This is a genomic window from Psychrobacillus sp. MER TA 171, assembly GCF_023713305.1.
GTDB lineage: Bacteria > Bacillota > Bacilli > Bacillales_A > Planococcaceae > Psychrobacillus.
Window position 1 is genome coordinate 25110 of record NZ_JAMAWN010000002.1, and the last position, 16091, is coordinate 41200.

Here is a 16091-nt window from a genome sequence, read left to right on the forward strand (position 1 = left end):
CATAATGTCTATTCCATCAAAAAACGGGTTACAAGTTCACAGTATTCCTCCGGGGTTTCGTAATGTGGGGTATGTCCACAATTTTCTATCAAGACCACTTCTCCTTGGGAAACATCTTTGTTAAAGACTTCTACTTGTATAGGACAAGTAACCACATCGTGCTCACCTAACATGAGTAAGCATGGTATTTTTATTTCTTTTAGCAAGTGTAAAACTGATGTAAAAATTTTTCCTTCTTCTTTCAAACGATTAAAATGGATCTCTGATTTATCATAAAAACTTTCCCATTGGTCCTCTGAATAAACTGTTGTATCCGTGTGATTACTAAAATTATAAGTATATATGTGCATTCTTTTATCCTCTAAAAAGGTGCTTAGTTCTGTAAACCCTTCAACAAGCTCCTTTGGTGATGAGGAACTATTGGCGAGCTTCAGGCACTTTTCTTGTAGGTCGGACTGTTGATATTTTTTAAACAAGTCTGCCGTCTTTAAGAGGAGCGCTTTTCCAGTCAGCCCAAAATCAAATGTAGGAGCTTCAAAGATTACTTTTTCAATAAAATTAGGGTATCGGTGAGCATATAAAGTAGCTAGATAACCTCCAAAGGAATGCCCTATAATAGACCATCTTTGAATTCCTAAGTGTTTGCGAAGCTCCTCGCAATCATCTATTAAATCATTAAGACTAAATGACTCTCCATCATGAATAGCCTCCGATCTACAAACACCCCTTTGGTCCATTGCTATTAACTTAAAGCGATGACCTAGTCTTTTAGCTTGATGATATGTAAATTCAAAACAGCTCTCTCCAGGTCCACCATGTAAAAATAAGACTGCCTTGTCACTAGTGTTTTCACTTACTTCGATGTATAGCTCTTTTCCATTAATCTTTAAATGCATGAGTTATCTCCTTTTACAACAGCTTTAGACCTGTTTCCCTCGCAAGCTCCTGTCCAACTGTCATCTTGCCCACTGCTTAGGGTCCAAATATAAAAACAAACTTATCCATTTTAGTCTCCTATCTGCTAATCTTCAATAATTAACATATTATTTTCATCAAACTCCCAGGAATCTGCGTGGGCAACCTCCCAAAAATAGCCGTCAAGGTCAGTAAAGTAGCCACCGTAACCACCCCAATCGGTTGCTTTGGCTGTTTTTTGAATAGTTGCACCTGCAACATGAGCTTTTTTCATTAATTCATCCACTTCTTCTTTAGTTTTTGCATTATAAGCAAGTGTGAAGCCTGTAAATCCATTGGCTACCGTGGGTGGATTAGCTGAATCTATGTCCTTAGAAAGGTCTTCCAATGGATATAAAGCTATTTTAGTACCTTCATTTTTAAAGAAGATAATATGCGGACTTGATTCTGGTCCTCTTACAGCAGTAGCGAATCCTAGTTTCTTGTAAAACTCATGTGCACGGACGATATCCTTTGTCCCAAGTGTAATAATATTTATGCGATTCATTGTAATTCCTCCTAGGTATAGTTTCGAGATTGTGGAGATATTCCATCTTTCATTGAGCCAAATGTATGTCTATTAAAAGGATGTCCATAATAGTAAAGCAGAAATTGTACATTGGTAAACGATACTAATAACAAACAAGGAGTGAAAAAATGAAAAAGCAGGATGACTTTAATACAAAAGCACCTAAAAATGAAAAAATAACGATTGAAAACGGGTCTACCTATCCAAACGGCAAGCATATTCCAGGTGACTCCGTCGATAAACATAAAGCACTTGAAGAGGCCAATATCATTCTAACTGGCGACGAGATCAAACAACAAAACGAAAATTTATAATTTTTTCAAATACTAGATGGTATCTCTTTCTAGTATTTTTTTATGGATTTTTCCTAAGTAAATTGGGACTCAAGAAACTCTCTTATTATAAATACTACAAAAGATTTTTCTTTCCTCCTTCCACTTCCTCCTTTTGTAAGTTAGCAGTTAAAATATATAGATTTAAATCATTCTATAAACCTACCAAGCAATAATTTGGTAATTATTTAAGAACTATAATACAATCAATTATGTGAGTCTTATGAATTAGGTCTAAAGACTCTTATTATTAGTTTTTATTTGAGGATAGGGGAGAAAAGATGAGTATCTATGATTTTGATTTTAAATTACCGGATATCAGTGGTAACTTGGTTTCATTAGAAAAATTTAAGGGGAATGTAGTGTTGATCGTCAATACTGCAAGCAAGTGTGGTTTTACATATCAGTATGAAGATTTACAAAAATTATATGACAGATATAAGGAGCAGGGGTTTGTTGTCCTCGGATTCCCATCTAATCACTTCGATGACCAGGAGCCTGGTAGTAACTCAGACATTAATCAGTTTTGTAAGATAAATTTTGGTGTACAGTTCCCAATGTTCTCAAAGGTAAAAGTAAGAGATCAAGAGGCCGAACCTCTTTTTAATTACCTAACGGCAGTTAAGCCATTTAAAGGATTTAACAATTCTCATCCGTCTTCTCGAATACTAAGTTCCATCATTAATGAAAAGGTACCACATTATATGCAAGGAAATTCGATAAAATGGAACTTCACTAAGTTTCTATTAGATCGTAATGGTAACGTTCTTCATCGCTATGAATCTACTACAGATACCATTGATATGGAAAAGGATATTGAAGCATTATTATAATAAGCTTGGAGGTTAAATTTTTTTTATCAAAATATGATTCTTGTTTTCGAATTCAAGAATCATATTTTGAGATGCTTGTAGACAATCTAAAGTTTAAATCGAAGCAGTAGCAGATGAAGATGCTGCTTGGTCAGCCTTTACACAGTCAATCGCAATAACTAGAGAAATGATGATGGCTTCCATGTCCTCTTTCCAGATTTCCACCTGATAGCTATCCCCCCATGTGAACCATTCCTTACTCACTTGACCTACCACTTCTCCGTGCTGTAACACCTGAAAGTTCATATCCCACCAGTTACCATTTACCTCTATGCCTGCAGCATCAATAGAATAACGAGCCTTCAAGAAAGAGAATTCCTTCTTAATCGTTAGCACTTCTTTTCCGTTTACCTCCACAAAAAACTTCGGTAAAAAACTGAACATTTTTTTCGTAATGAGCGCTATTTCATTTCTGGAGGTATTCAAAATGGAGAACGTTTTTGGGATTTTCATAAAGCTACCCTCTACATAATATACATCGTTCTCCTGCTGATCCTTTACGGTGAACTTGCCACTTAGACTTAATACCTTTTGCTTTATATAAAGCTTTTTCATAATTTTTTCTCCTTTTGTTACATTTAATAATTAGCAAATCTTGAATATTTACATTGGATAGCTTCCGAATACATCACTATTGGAGCTTTATTTTATAGCTGTGCATAGATTTAGGAATACCTTTTATCTGAAAAGTACCATCGTAAGTTAAGTGTCTTATTCTATATTCTAAGAAGAATGAATCTATTATCTCTTTATTAAGTATTTCAGCTATGACTTCTCCTACGGGAAGAAACTCTTTTTCAGATTGACTGTTATGCAGCATTTCGGCAGTTGCTTGAATGAGGGAATCATAATAATTTTCTGTACACCTATTATTTCTCTGCCATTCCATTTGCGCAAGACTTCCTTACTATCAACTAACTTGAACTTCTTCGATATAGGTTGAACGCTCATTTGAGGAAAGTGGAAAAACATCTTTGTTTTGTTCAAATATTTTTTTAATTTGCTCCGAATGTAATTGGGAAGTATAAGATATAGCTGTTTTATACTCAGTTATCAAATAAATAGTATTTTTCTTCTCTCTCAATAAATAAACCATAAATCGAATCCCTATTTGTTCAGCCACATTATTTCCATACCATAAATATATAGGGATTGAATCGACAATATCATCTATTTGACGTAACATATTGCTGAATTTACTGGCATAATTTCCTTCTTCCTGCTCGTCATTTATATAATCAAATAGCCATTCTTCTCGTATTTTTTGCTCTGTTTCTTTATCTAACTTTCCTAACGGACCAAAAGTAAAGTTATCTGGGATAGCGATGACTGTATGTGGCTTCGGAAGTCCTACCTTAAGAGACCCGGCTGCAGATTCCGAAGAAACTAAATGAATAGGTCCTTTAGATCTTTGATGTAACTGTAGAGACACTTGGATGAAGGAGTTTATTTTTTCTACCATGTCACTCATTATTTCCTGCTTGATAAACCAGGTTCGTGAACGGAGAGGTCGATAATTTTCATGGTGAAACTCTTCAAATTCACTTGGTGTATTGATTTCATACATCTTGCAGTCATAGTTCTTAAATTCAGTTGCTGTTAAATAGTTTTGAGTTTCTATTTTATATACAATGACAACATTCGGCTCAATGAAGAAATAGATAAATGGGTAATGCGTTTTTGTTTTTATAACTATATCTATTCCTCTCTTCTATATGGATTTTACTTCTATTCATTTATTTATTAAACGGTATTTTTTCAATATTACATATATTTTACTTCAATACACAAAAATAAAACAGCTGATTATTCAGCTGTTTCATATTCCTTGTACAAATTTCACTTCATCGTATCCGCAATTATTGCATGTAATGAGATGCGGGCAAATTTCTTCCTTGCTTGTATGAGAATAACCGTCTGCCATTTTAATGGTGTCTAGGTCGTTGTAATGAGCATAGGGATCTAGAAAATCACTTTCCTTGCCAGCGTCCTCTAAAGGGTTAGTACACTTTGGACAGTTCTCTTCAAATTCATTAAATGCATTGCACAGTGGACACTCGGACATAAAGATTCTCCTTTGGCCTTTAGCTTTAGTATCCTTCTATTCATTTAAAATATGTATAAAAAACACCCCTCTACAACGGATTGTAGAGAGGCACTTGATTTTCTTTTATTAAGAGTGAATAATAACGTCTTTTCCTTCTTTACGATCCTTTGCATATTCAGCAGTAGCTGTGAACAATACATCTGAGGATGAGTTTAATGCAGTCTCACATGAATCTTGGATGACTCCAATGATGAAACCTACACCTACCACCTGCATCGCAATTTCGTTTGGAATACCAAACAAGCTACATGCCATTGGAATAAGTAAAAGTGATCCACCTGCAACACCCGATGCTCCTGCAGCAGAAACAGCAGCAAGAACACTAAGAATTAGTGCGGTTGCAATATCTACATTTATGTCTAACGTATTAACGGCAGCAAGGGTTAAGACAGTTATTGTAACTGCTGCTCCAGCCATGTTAATAGTAGCTCCCAAAGGAATAGAAACAGAGTATGTATCCTTGTTCAACTCTAACTTTTTACACAATTCCATATTTACAGGAATATTAGCAGCCGAGCTACGTGTAAAGAAAGCTGTAATTCCACTTTCTCTTAATGTGCGGAATACTAATGGATAAGGATTTTTCCGTACGTATAAGTAAACAACTAAAGGATTTATAACTAAAGCTACAAATAGCATACAGCCTAATAATATAATAATTAATTGGCCGTATTCCATTAAAGCAGAAAGACCATTCGTTGCGATTGCATCAAAAACCAGCCCTAAAATACCAATAGGAGCAAGCTTGATCACCCATTTCACTAATTGTGAAATGGCATCTGAAATATTAGCTATAGCAGTTTTCGTTGTTTCTGCAGCATTCTTCAGAGTAAGCCCCAAAAGAATAGCCCATGTTAAAATTCCAATATAATTTGCATTTAAAATCGCATTAATAGGATTATCAACCACATTAAATAAAAGAGTTTCTAAAACCGCTAAAATATTACTTGGAGGTGTAACATCCTCTACTCCAGTCGTAAGCGTAAGCGTAACCGGAAATAGGAAGCTTGCAATAACACCAACAAGTGCTGCAAGAAATGTTCCAATTCCATAAAGTATAATAATTGACTTCATGTTCGTTTGCTGTCCGCTTCTATGAGAAGAAATTGCATGGATAACTAGGAACAAGACAAGTATAGGTGCAACAGCCTTCAAAGCACCAACAAATAAAGCACCAAAAATAGTAACCCAGCTTGCAGCTTCAGGTATTGTTAAAGCTAGAATAACGCCTATCAGAATACCCAGTAAAATTTGTTTAACGAGACTTACTTGGTTCCACTTATGTATAAGTTTTTTCATGTTGTTCCCTCCGTTATTAAACATAATAGCATATTCAACGATGTTACTGCTCCTTAATATGTTAAATAATTGTGATTAGTTATATATAAATGCTAGTCTAACACGAAAATTATGAATTGGTAAACAATTATTTTGATATAATATTTTCCATTTGTTACAGGTGCCTGGCACCTGTAACAAATGCACAAGTAACTTAACAATATTGAAACCAATAAAGATTTAAGCGCGTCATGTATGTAAGTTGAACAAGATTAGATTATAGTAGTGATAAGATATTATTATAAGGAGTAGTGATAGATGGAAACAAAAGACTATCTTCTTACACATTTAAAAGAGATAGAAGCCTGGGAGAAAGATCAGAAGGGTTTATGGTTTTGGGAAAAGCTCGGACGTCTTCCTTTTAAGGTCTTAGATAAGTTAACTCCTGCTTTTATACAAGAAAAAATTGGTTTACTTGTCTCTGAAATAGGTAGCTATATACAAACGGGTGGTAAATACTTAATCAATGAACAAACGATGATTAATAAGATTAAATCATCTACTCCTTACGACCCTATTGAGTCTATAGAGGATATTGGGAACATTCCATTAAAAGATATAATCGTACTGAGTGAAAGGTTACAAAAAGGACGTGTGAAGTTTGCTACTCTTCAGGGTGCGACTACGGGGGTTGGTGGCATATTTACACTAGCAATCGATATTCCCGTGATTCTTGGTACTGCACTAAAAACTTTGCAGGAAATTGCGATTATTCATGGGTATGATCCAAACGACAAACAGGAGCGTGTGTTTATCATTAAGTGTCTGCAATTTGCGTCTGCTGATATCGTTGGAAAAGAATCTATTTTAAATGAATTATCGGTTCTTCATGAAAATAAACCGACGTCAGAAAATATGCTGTCCCAGTTAAAAGGCTGGCAGGAAGTATTTTTCACCTATCGTGATCAATTTGGGTGGAAAAAGCTCTTTCAAATGGTACCCATAGCCGGAATTATATTTGGAGCATTTGCAAATAAAGGAATGATCCAAGATATAGCAGAGGCTGGCATCATGCTTTACAGGAAAAGAAGAATTTATGAAAAGCTCAATGAATTAGAAAGTGATCATACAGATATATAATAAACTTCCACGAAAAAGTAAAACATACAGTGTAACTTTTTCGTTTTTTTGTATGCTTAGATGGGAATCGGACGGTTTTATCTCATAATCGGTCGGTTGACTCCATTAATCGGTCGGTTTCTCTAAATAATCGGTCGGTAAACTTCATTAATCGGTCGGTTTTTCCAAATAATTGATCGGTCTGCTTCATAATTACAATCAATATCTACCATACTTTATCTTGTCACTTTTTCTTGTTCTATATTCCTTTCTATCTCATAAAATATAGAGATTCTATTTCAGAATTAATTTATTTGATAAAGGGGAAAAGCACATGTTCGCAGTACATTTTTATGAAAATAATATAATTGTATTAACTCAAGCGTTAAGAAACATTCCTGCAGTAGACGAAGACTTAAAAATTAAAGGTCGCAAGTGCAAGGTTCTAGACGTCTCCTATAATGATAATAATCATGTGCATGTTCAAATAGAATTTGAGAAAATAGTAGAAAAAAGTAAAGCTGCAGCAGAGCTAGGCAAGAAGAAAAAGAGATAAAATTAAAAAAGAGGAGAAAGTGAAAATTCACTTTCTCCTCTTTTTCTAATATCTTACTTGCCTGGCTTTCCGGGCTTCCCTGGTTTTGGTTTTTCAGGTTTTCCTGGTTTTCCTGGTTTATCTGGCTTCCCTGGTTTTCCAGGCATCGTTACTTCTTTTTCATAGCTCAGCTTAAAATCATCGAAGTATGCAGCAGATGTAGTAAAGTAATTTGATGTTCCAGCAAATAGCCGAGCATATTTTGCCCCCTCTGGAGCAGTAACGGTCGCTTTTACGATTTGCCATTCCTTATGACCATCTCGAATGTGGATAATATTTTCCCCATCTCGATCACTTCCCACTTGCTTTCCTTCTTCATCAAAATAACGTAAGAAGAAGCTAGCACTACCGTCTTCTAAAAATAGATTAGTAGATGCCGTATAATCTATTCCCTCTTCAATAGTAATGAAATCAGTTTGTGCGAAAACAGTTTGCTTTTGATCGGTATCGTTAATTTTTAAGCTGTTCTTACCAGATTTTTTACGTAAATCGCTTATTTCAAAGGATGCATTGGATGGAAATGCACCAAATAAGGATGACCAACCTGGTATGCTTCCTTTCTTGACCTTGTCTTCGAATCCTGCATTTTTAATCGGAACATTGACAGTCTCATAAATCGGTTCCTCAGGATTTACAACTTCTCCACCATCCACTACAGGAATCATAAATAGATGAGTTGCATCGCCGTCTATATAATAGATATTTTCATTTCCTTCATTGTCATTCGCTAGAACCATAAAGTCAATTTCAGGTCCTGAATTGATCAATGAAACATGGTCTAAGTTTTCAGAGGAAGGGTCTATTACTGTAAGCTTTCCACCTACATCTGTGTATAGCAGACCATCTTTTCCGATTTCAATATGGACCGGTCTCCACATACCCCTATTTTTTATCTCTGGATATATATTTTTATACTTTATCACTTCATGAGTCGCAGGATCCATTGCAAAAATAATGCCGTCTACTGCGCCCCATAATGTTCCGTTATCATCAAACGTTAATCCGCTAATTATTGGAGGAGCATCTAGTTCTGGAATATCTAATTCAAATTCCTTCAATTTTTGCTCGCTTGCCATATCCCATATAAACATTTTTGCCTTTGACGTGCTCGGAGGAATATCAAGCCCCCCTCTTACTGTAGTGGAGCCGTAAATTAAACCGTCCTTATAGGCTAATCCAACAATACTTTGATCCTGAACCACATTACGATAAGTTTTTCTATCTCCCGTAACAGAATCATAAATCGTAAGTGCCCCGCCTAGCTTTTGATAATCCGGTATAGTACCAATTAATAATTTGTTTTCTACAAATTTCATAATGTACGGCCGATCCTGCTGCTCTGGCTTAAGATCAAATAGTGTTTCTAACGCCAATGTTTCTGTATTCATCCTTTGAATAGCAGCACCACCGTAGATTCCAAAATATAAATCATTCCCATTTCCCGCTACAATTCCCTCTGCCTGTCCCTGGGAATACGTTACAAATTGCCCTGTTTGGATATTATATTTCGAACCCTTTGGTCCCCCCGGATAAGTAGTCATATAAAGATTACCATCTGGACCTTCCCCAAGGTTATGAAGTTTCAATGGAAGTGCTTGCATAGCCGTTGGCAGGGTAACAGTTTTATTTGTCTCTAGATTTGCAGCAAATATTTGGCCTGTCCTATTCATTGTGACTAGAGAGAGACCTGGAAGATCTTCTTTTCCCATATCTACAAATGCTCCTCCTCGTAAGCCAGCTCCATATCTAATCCCTGTTTCACGCGTCTCTAATGTATTAATATCAACTTCTACAATGTGACGATTGTGAATTACATATGCCTTATCTCCATTGACCGGTAACTGGATAAAACCAAAGCTTCCAAAATCATCTGCTGATCCATCATGCAGTTTTCCAAGCTTTTTATCTGACACCCATTCTTGGTTAATCAAATCATAAAAAAGTATAGCCGATTCGCCTCCGTCATCAAAACGAGCAAATAGATAGTTACCGACGACAGCCATATCATAAACGAATTTAATCTGGCTGACAGGCTTCCCTAAAATGTCAGGTACATTTTTTGTTATTTCTTCTTTTTCCATCGTTTCTACATTAATACGATAAACCTTTCCTTCCACTCCTAAACCAGCATATAAGTATCCATCATGATATTCGAGAGAACGAATATAACTAGCATTGTCAGCATCAATCTTTCCAAAGTCAACGAAAGACTTAGTGGCACCATCATACTTATAAATACGCCCATTGCCTTCCGCATACGTACCAATATATGCGTTTCCATTATCATCCGTAGTACTACTCCATGCTTGGTGTCCAGCATTAGGTGTTCCTAGCTTTTCGACAATCTTTGTTGTTGGAGAATAGCTCCAAAGCTCTCCTACATTTCCTTCTCCGAGTGCAGCAATATACACTGTCCCATTAGAAGCAATAGTATGACTCCACACTTGAGATACCTTTGCTAACTGCTGAGAAAATATTAGCTTATTATCCTTTACATCTACTACATTAAATACACCACCATTTGCTGTGGCATAAACTACATCTCTACCATTTTCTTTTCCAAAAGCAGCGTTTAATAGAACAACTTCTGAGGCACCTATTCCGAGATTTACAGGGGACTTAAATCCCCTATCCTTAAGCTTTGCTATTACATCTTCTTCTACAGAATTAGCAAAACTAGTCATAGGCAAAACAGCAAAGATTAACATGATGCTTAGAAAAAGAGAAACAGCCCGAATAAATTGTTTTCTCCCCATTAAACAACCTCCTTTATCAGTATAATTACAATTTTCAGTATATTATCCCTTTATAATTATAGATATGTCTTAAAAGAGTCTTAATTATAGTTGATATATAATACCTACCTTAATCTATTAGGTCTAATGATTTAGATGCTCTTTACTTAAAACAAAAAAACCTTCCAAACATATTTTGTTTGGAAGGTTCTTGTTGATACTTATTGATTAAGAAAGTTAATTTCATTAAATAAAAGTCAAAACCAGAATCTATATTTCACGTTCCACAGAAAGTTTGATATCCACAGCTTGAGTCTGGTGGAAGCTTCGAGTACTCTTGGTTATCGGCTGAATAATCGTAAGGGTTTTGAAGCACTGCCACTAAACTTTCCATCACTTGATAGTCTCCTCTATCAACTGCTGCCTCTAGCGCCTCTTCCACACGGTGATTTCTCGGAATGACAGAAGGATTATGTTGCTTCATCATTTGTGTTGCTTCTTGTTTTGATTCTTGTTGTTTTTCTAATCTATCTAACCACTTTGTATGCCATTTATTAAAATCAGCTGATTTAAAAAGTTCATTTTCATCTAGCTCTTCCATAGTTAGAGCTCGGAAGGTGTTTGTATAGTCTGCTTTATACTTCTGCATTAGTTCTAGAAGCTCTTGAACGAGGGCTAGATTTCCTTCTTCTTCATGGAATAACCCTAGTTTAGCTCTCATGCCTTTTAGGTAATTTGTTTGGAAATGCTCTGGATAGGCAGATAACACTTCCTGTGCAAGTTTTATTGCTTCCTCTTGATCTTCATGAATAAGGGGCAATAAACTTTCTGCAAGTCTAGCCAGATTCCAGCCACCAATACCAGGTTGGTTGCCGTATGCGTAACGTCCTTGCGTATCAATTGAGCTAAATACAGTGTTCATATCATAGGTATCCATAAACGCACATGGGCCATAGTCAATAGACTCTCCGCTGATGCTCATATTATCTGTATTCATCACTCCATGAATAAACCCTACTAGCTGCCATTGAGAAATAAGTGATGCTTGACGCTTCGTTACCTCCTCGAGGAAAAGTAAATATTTGTTCTCTTTATCCTCCAACGCAGGATAATGTCTGTTTATCGTGTAGTCAGCTAGTGCCTGTAAGTCCTCATATGTCCCGTAGGTTGCAGCAAACTGGAACGTACCAACTCGAATATGACTGTTAGCGATTCTCGTCATTACAGCCCCTTGTTGAAGTGTTTCTCGGATTATTGATTCGCCAGTAGTTACAACTGAAAGACTACGTGTCGTCGGTATTCCTAATCCATGCATCGCTTCACTAATAATATATTCTCGAAGCATAGGACCAAGTCCAGCTCTTCCATCTCCTCCGCGAGAATAAGGAGTTTTACCAGAGCCTTTTAGTTGTATATCAAAACGCTTCCCATCAGGGGTTAATTGTTCTCCATACAATAATGCCCGACCATCTCCTAGCATAGTAAAGTGTCCAAATTGATGACCAGCATAGGCTTGTGCAAGAGGCTTACTTCCTTCTGGAGCACTATTTCCAGCTAGTATTTGTAGACCTTGTTCACTTTTAAGATAGTCTTTATTCAATCCTAGCTCAGTGGCTAGTGATTCATTTAAAACGGTAAGCTTAGGGGAGCTAACAGGATTAGGATCTATTATTGTAAAAAACATTGGCGGAAGACTAGTATAACTATTGTCTAGATTCCATCCAGCTTGGTTTTGAGTTTCTGACATCGAACCTTCCTTTCTTATCAATTACTTTTTTTCTTATGTATTTATTATACCCTTCTAAAATGTGTGATACGCTAATTTAGAATTTCTATACAAAAAAAAGAGCAGCAGTCGCTGTTCTTTTTCTAGGTTTATACCTATTTTTTAAATCGGCTTCTCACTCCAGTTAACATGATTTACACCATAAATATTAATTTTTCCAAGGCTTAAAACATGAGGAATATAGGCAAACATCCCGAAGTTTTTACCTTTCTTACTTTCTTCAGCAAAGTAGATTAATGTATTTTCGGGGATTGCATTTAACATTGGAAAAGAGTCCATTTGAATAATTTCCACTTCCTCTTCAGGTATATCTGAAGATGGTCCCTTGTAATTGTCTTTGCGATAATAATAGATTGCATTTAAGTTATCATGTAGTCTTTCAATTGGGATTTCATAAAATAATAGGTCCTTTTTTATGCTTACCCTTAACTCGGACAATGCTTCAAAAATGTAGTTTGGATGAAGTGACAATAAAAATATAACATCATTCCACAAACAATCTAGTTTAGGTATTTTCCTCTGCAAAAGACTTTCCCTTTCTGGACTGTTACGATATTTCTCGCTATATTGCTTATAAAGCTCGTTGTCTAAGCCTTTTATATAATTTAGCGGTAATAGTTCATCGCCAATCATTTTCTTTGGCACCATATGATATAAAAACTCCATTGAACCCCCACATTCTATTGCAGTATTTTAATTATTTTTTTCATCGCATTCTCATTGCACTTGTTCTCAAAATGAGCAATTAAATAGTCTTTAGATTCCTGTCTACTATGGCCAAGCTTCTGGATCCCATTTCTGATAATCCATGCATCATAGGTTTCAAAGGCTGTGGAGTTCCAACCATTTTTCTCTCCATGGTCATCTGTCTTCTCTTGAATTCCAGCAATTACGATATCCATATAACCTTGAAGTTCTAACAATGCATTTTCAAAAACTTTCTTTTGCTCCTTTTGTATCAGACCCGACTTTTTCCGTAAAGCTCTAGTATCTATTCCCTGTTCTTCTTGAATTAATTGAAAAACTACTAAAGCCTCTCTTGAAAGTTTGCCATCTGCAAAACGTTGTTCGACTGAATCTTCTTCACCTAAAACACTTTTAAAGTATGGGAGTAGCTCCCTTGAAATGAGCACCGACTTTTTCTTAATAAACTTGCCGTATCCTGCCGTTCCATCCATCGAAAATTGTGTCCTCCACATCCATGGATCAAATTCTGTATCTGAATGCCAGACTTCTTTAGCAGTTATACTTCCTAATGAAGGATAATCAGGGATAAGAGGCGCAAGGGGCAATAGCCCAAATTCTTCAATTATATGTATAGCTTCCTTGTAGGTTTTAATTTGTTTATGCATAGTGATAACACTCCTTATTTAAGCGCTAATTGGACTGAAAGTTGGATTTTTTCCTCGAAACGTCCAGTAGGTTCAATTTTTAGTAATTCCTCTCTTAAATGCCTTTCAAACACATGAGAATTGTAACCTAAAAAATGTTTAGCACCATAGGAGGATGAATATATATTGCCGATTATAGAATCTATGTTCCAGCTATGTTGATATGGTGGAAGCTCAATGGTTTCCAAGTCAAAGTTAGAACGATTAATAAGCTGTTCATAAGTCTCACTCGGCGGTTGATAAAGCGTATTTCCTGCTTTTCGTTCTCCACCATACCAATACTTCATAACTTCATCCACTTTGAGTTCCCACAAACTAGGCGTGACTTTGGTGAAAGCAGGGTCAATAATCGCGATACCGCCTCCTGGTGAAACCATACTAAACAACAGTTCAAGTGTTTTTTCACGTTCCATCCAATGAAAAGCTTTGGCAATTGTTACTAGCTTAAATGATTCCTCATGATTAGTTTTATAATTATCCAAATCGCCTAGAAACCACTCGAAATTACTAAATCTAGACTCCTGCTGTAAATGGGTAGCCTGCTGAATCATTTCTGCTTCCTGGTCTATTCCCACTATTCTTTCAAACCAATCGACAAATCTTAACGCAAGTCTTCCATCACCACACCCTAAATCTAACATTTGTCCCGTTCCGTCTAAAGCGAACCTTTGGATTAAAAATCGAATCAGAGTAGCTGGGTATAGAGGTCTGTACCGGGAATAATACAAAGCTGTTCCTGTGAACAATTCATTGCCATACTTATTCATATATTTATATAGCCTCTCTTTCTAGAGAACATAACTTGCTTACTGTAGTCATTCTACGAGAAACCTATTTATAACTTGTGTAAATAACTCTTTTTCTTCTATGAATGGATAGTGATTACTTTGTTCGAATATATCGAGCGTGGAATATTCTAGTATTTCATGCATTTCTAAAGAAAACTCTACTGGACACTGAACGTCATGTCTCCCACACAAAATATGAACGGAAGTTTTGACCTTATCAAGTTGACGTGTCACGTCGTAAATCAGAGCCTCCCTCCCAAAAAAGTTTAGTCTGCTAGCACATATTTTTTTATGTATGTTACTCGAAAAAAATGATTCATAATTATCAGGTCTATATAAAGAAAATTGAGTTCTTTCTTTTGAGAGTTGATAGCGTTCTTTTATTGTAAGAAGTGGATTTTTTAAAAGTTGCATTAATTCTTGCATTCTTTCATAATTCGGGTGTTCTTCATTATAAATACACTTAGTTGAGGAAGAGCTAAACTCTCTTGCCGAAGATCCCACAATAATAAGAGATTTAAGAGATTCAGAAAAATGGATACCATAAAGTAAACCAATCATTCCACCTGTCGAATGTCCAGCAAAGGTCCACTTCTCGTAACCAAAGGCCTGCCGTATGGACTCTAAATCAAGTACTGCGTCAATCATACTTAATTCGTGTGGAGAACTAGGCTTGTCTGTGTTACCTGCATCTCTCAGGTTTACAAGAAACACTTTGTTTGTACTTGTATAAGTATTAGCAAAATAATCACCACTATCGTTGAATTCAGAGTAATTGTGTGTAACGCAAACCGGCTCTCCCTTTCCTTTTGTAAACACCTCAAAATTTCCTCGAGAAGTTTCTATCATTTGATGTACCCATTTAGACATAAAATTGCTCCCGCCAATCATGTTTTTTGAAAAATTGCTGTCATTAACCCAGCTAAGCCAAGCATTTCTGCGGTTGGTTTTATTTCCCTCATTTGTCGTATCTCTATCTCCTTAAATCCCTTAAAGACAGCTCGTAATTTAGATTCATCATATCCAAGCCCCCCTTTTAAGCTTAGTGAACGATAAACCTCTTCGTCCGAAATTGTCGCTCCACCATATTCGCTATTTGGAGAAAAGCAAGTAATAGCAAAATAGCCTCCAGATTTAAGTGCTCTCTGTATTAGTTGGATATAACTCATTCGCCGATGAGGAGCGATATGGTGAAAACACCCTGAATCATAGACAATGTCATAGCTACCTTCCTGAATATTCAGCTCAAAAATATTTTGACAGATAAAGTTAACATCAATATTTTCTTTTTTTGCTCTCTCGGTTGCCCATTGTATTGTTTCTTTTGAAATATCAACCGCATCAACTGCAAATCCTTTATTAGCTAAATAAATGGCATTTCTGCCAGGTCCACATCCTAGCTCTAACACATTACCTTGTTTAAATATATTTCGTTCCACATATTGTACTAAATTTTCATCAGGCTTTACCGTGAAAAAAGGAACCTCTCTTTTCCGATCACGATAAAAATCGTCCCAAAAAAATTTTGGCTCCCTTAAAAGACTGTCTAACACTATTAATAAATCCTCTTGTTCTGTTATCAATCGTCCCATACCTAGACCTCTT

18 protein-coding genes and 1 pseudogene are annotated in these 16091 nt (G+C 36.0%); 4 read left to right on the plus strand and 15 right to left on the minus strand.

Annotation, left to right across the window (positions count from 1 at the left end; translation table 11 throughout):
• Window positions 1-8 precede the first annotated feature (8 nt).
• The 3 genes and pseudogenes from M3627_RS02235 to M3627_RS02240 form a co-directional block, all read right to left on the minus strand.
• A complete protein-coding gene (locus tag M3627_RS02235) occupies window positions 9-896 on the minus strand; it encodes an alpha/beta fold hydrolase (RefSeq protein WP_251552844.1) in 888 nt (295 codons plus the stop codon).
• Window positions 897-915: 19 nt separating this feature from the next.
• Window positions 916-1005, minus strand: a pseudogene (locus tag M3627_RS20740) (shikimate kinase); the annotation flags it as partial.
• A 16-nt stretch (window positions 1006-1021) separates the two neighbouring features.
• Window positions 1022-1462 (minus strand): VOC family protein, encoded by a 441-nt coding sequence (locus tag M3627_RS02240; RefSeq protein WP_251552845.1) that lies wholly within the window; start codon window positions 1460-1462, stop codon window positions 1022-1024.
• Window positions 1463-1611: 149 nt separating this feature from the next.
• Here M3627_RS02240 and M3627_RS02245 point away from each other — a divergent pair, with 149 nt between their 5' ends.
• Entirely contained in the window at window positions 1612-1797 is a 186-nt protein-coding gene (locus M3627_RS02245; RefSeq protein ID WP_251552846.1) for a hypothetical protein, read from the plus strand.
• A 299-nt stretch (window positions 1798-2096) separates the two neighbouring features.
• A complete protein-coding gene (locus M3627_RS02250; RefSeq protein ID WP_251552847.1) occupies window positions 2097-2648 on the plus strand; it encodes a glutathione peroxidase in 552 nt (183 codons plus the stop codon).
• A 93-nt stretch (window positions 2649-2741) separates the two neighbouring features.
• On the opposite strand, the gene M3627_RS02255 is transcribed toward M3627_RS02250, so the two are convergent.
• The 5 genes from M3627_RS02255 to sstT form a co-directional block, all read right to left on the minus strand.
• On the minus strand, window positions 2742-3242 hold the full coding sequence (locus M3627_RS02255; protein ID WP_169358688.1) for an LURP-one-related/scramblase family protein: 501 nt from the start codon (window positions 3240-3242) through the stop codon (window positions 2742-2744).
• Between the two features lie 76 nt (window positions 3243-3318).
• Window positions 3319-3576, minus strand: coding sequence for a DUF3658 domain-containing protein (locus tag M3627_RS02260; protein ID WP_251552848.1), 258 nt, complete (start codon window positions 3574-3576; stop codon window positions 3319-3321).
• Window positions 3577-3597: 21 nt separating this feature from the next.
• A complete protein-coding gene (locus tag M3627_RS02265; RefSeq protein WP_251552849.1) occupies window positions 3598-4254 on the minus strand; it encodes a DUF1835 domain-containing protein in 657 nt (218 codons plus the stop codon).
• Between the two features lie 252 nt (window positions 4255-4506).
• A complete protein-coding gene (locus tag M3627_RS02270) occupies window positions 4507-4752 on the minus strand; it encodes a hypothetical protein (RefSeq protein ID WP_169358687.1) in 246 nt (81 codons plus the stop codon).
• Window positions 4753-4860: 108 nt separating this feature from the next.
• Window positions 4861-6093 (minus strand): serine/threonine transporter SstT, encoded by a 1233-nt coding sequence (gene sstT, locus M3627_RS02275; RefSeq protein WP_251552850.1) that lies wholly within the window; start codon window positions 6091-6093, stop codon window positions 4861-4863.
• 297 nt (window positions 6094-6390) lie between these two features.
• On the opposite strand from sstT, the gene M3627_RS02280 reads away from it, so the two are divergent.
• On the plus strand, window positions 6391-7212 hold the full coding sequence (locus M3627_RS02280; RefSeq protein WP_251552851.1) for an EcsC family protein: 822 nt from the start codon (window positions 6391-6393) through the stop codon (window positions 7210-7212).
• A 313-nt stretch (window positions 7213-7525) separates the two neighbouring features.
• Window positions 7526-7747 (plus strand): hypothetical protein, encoded by a 222-nt coding sequence (locus M3627_RS02285; RefSeq protein ID WP_169358684.1) that lies wholly within the window; start codon window positions 7526-7528, stop codon window positions 7745-7747.
• A 53-nt stretch (window positions 7748-7800) separates the two neighbouring features.
• Here M3627_RS02285 and M3627_RS02290 read toward each other — a convergent pair whose 3' ends face one another.
• The 7 genes from M3627_RS02290 to M3627_RS02320 form a co-directional block, all read right to left on the minus strand.
• Window positions 7801-10542: an NHL repeat-containing protein gene (locus tag M3627_RS02290; protein ID WP_251552852.1), complete on the minus strand. Its 2742-nt coding sequence runs from the start codon at window positions 10540-10542 to the stop codon at window positions 7801-7803.
• Window positions 10543-10798: 256 nt separating this feature from the next.
• On the minus strand, window positions 10799-12268 hold the full coding sequence (locus tag M3627_RS02295) for a protein adenylyltransferase SelO (RefSeq protein ID WP_251552853.1): 1470 nt from the start codon (window positions 12266-12268) through the stop codon (window positions 10799-10801).
• A gap of 141 nt (window positions 12269-12409) precedes the next feature.
• Window positions 12410-12973, minus strand: a complete 564-nt coding sequence (locus M3627_RS02300) for a group-specific protein (RefSeq protein WP_251552854.1) — start codon at window positions 12971-12973, stop codon at window positions 12410-12412.
• A gap of 14 nt (window positions 12974-12987) precedes the next feature.
• Complete coding sequence (locus M3627_RS02305) at window positions 12988-13659, minus strand: AlkZ-related protein (RefSeq protein WP_251552855.1); 672 nt, start codon at window positions 13657-13659, stop codon at window positions 12988-12990.
• Between the two features lie 14 nt (window positions 13660-13673).
• Window positions 13674-14465, minus strand: coding sequence for a class I SAM-dependent methyltransferase (locus M3627_RS02310; RefSeq protein ID WP_251552856.1), 792 nt, complete (start codon window positions 14463-14465; stop codon window positions 13674-13676).
• A 48-nt stretch (window positions 14466-14513) separates the two neighbouring features.
• Window positions 14514-15356, minus strand: a complete 843-nt coding sequence (locus M3627_RS02315) for an alpha/beta fold hydrolase (RefSeq protein ID WP_251552857.1) — start codon at window positions 15354-15356, stop codon at window positions 14514-14516.
• Window positions 15357-15373: 17 nt separating this feature from the next.
• Window positions 15374-16078, minus strand: coding sequence for a class I SAM-dependent methyltransferase (locus M3627_RS02320; RefSeq protein WP_251552858.1), 705 nt, complete (start codon window positions 16076-16078; stop codon window positions 15374-15376).
• Between the last annotated feature and the right edge of the window lie 13 nt (window positions 16079-16091).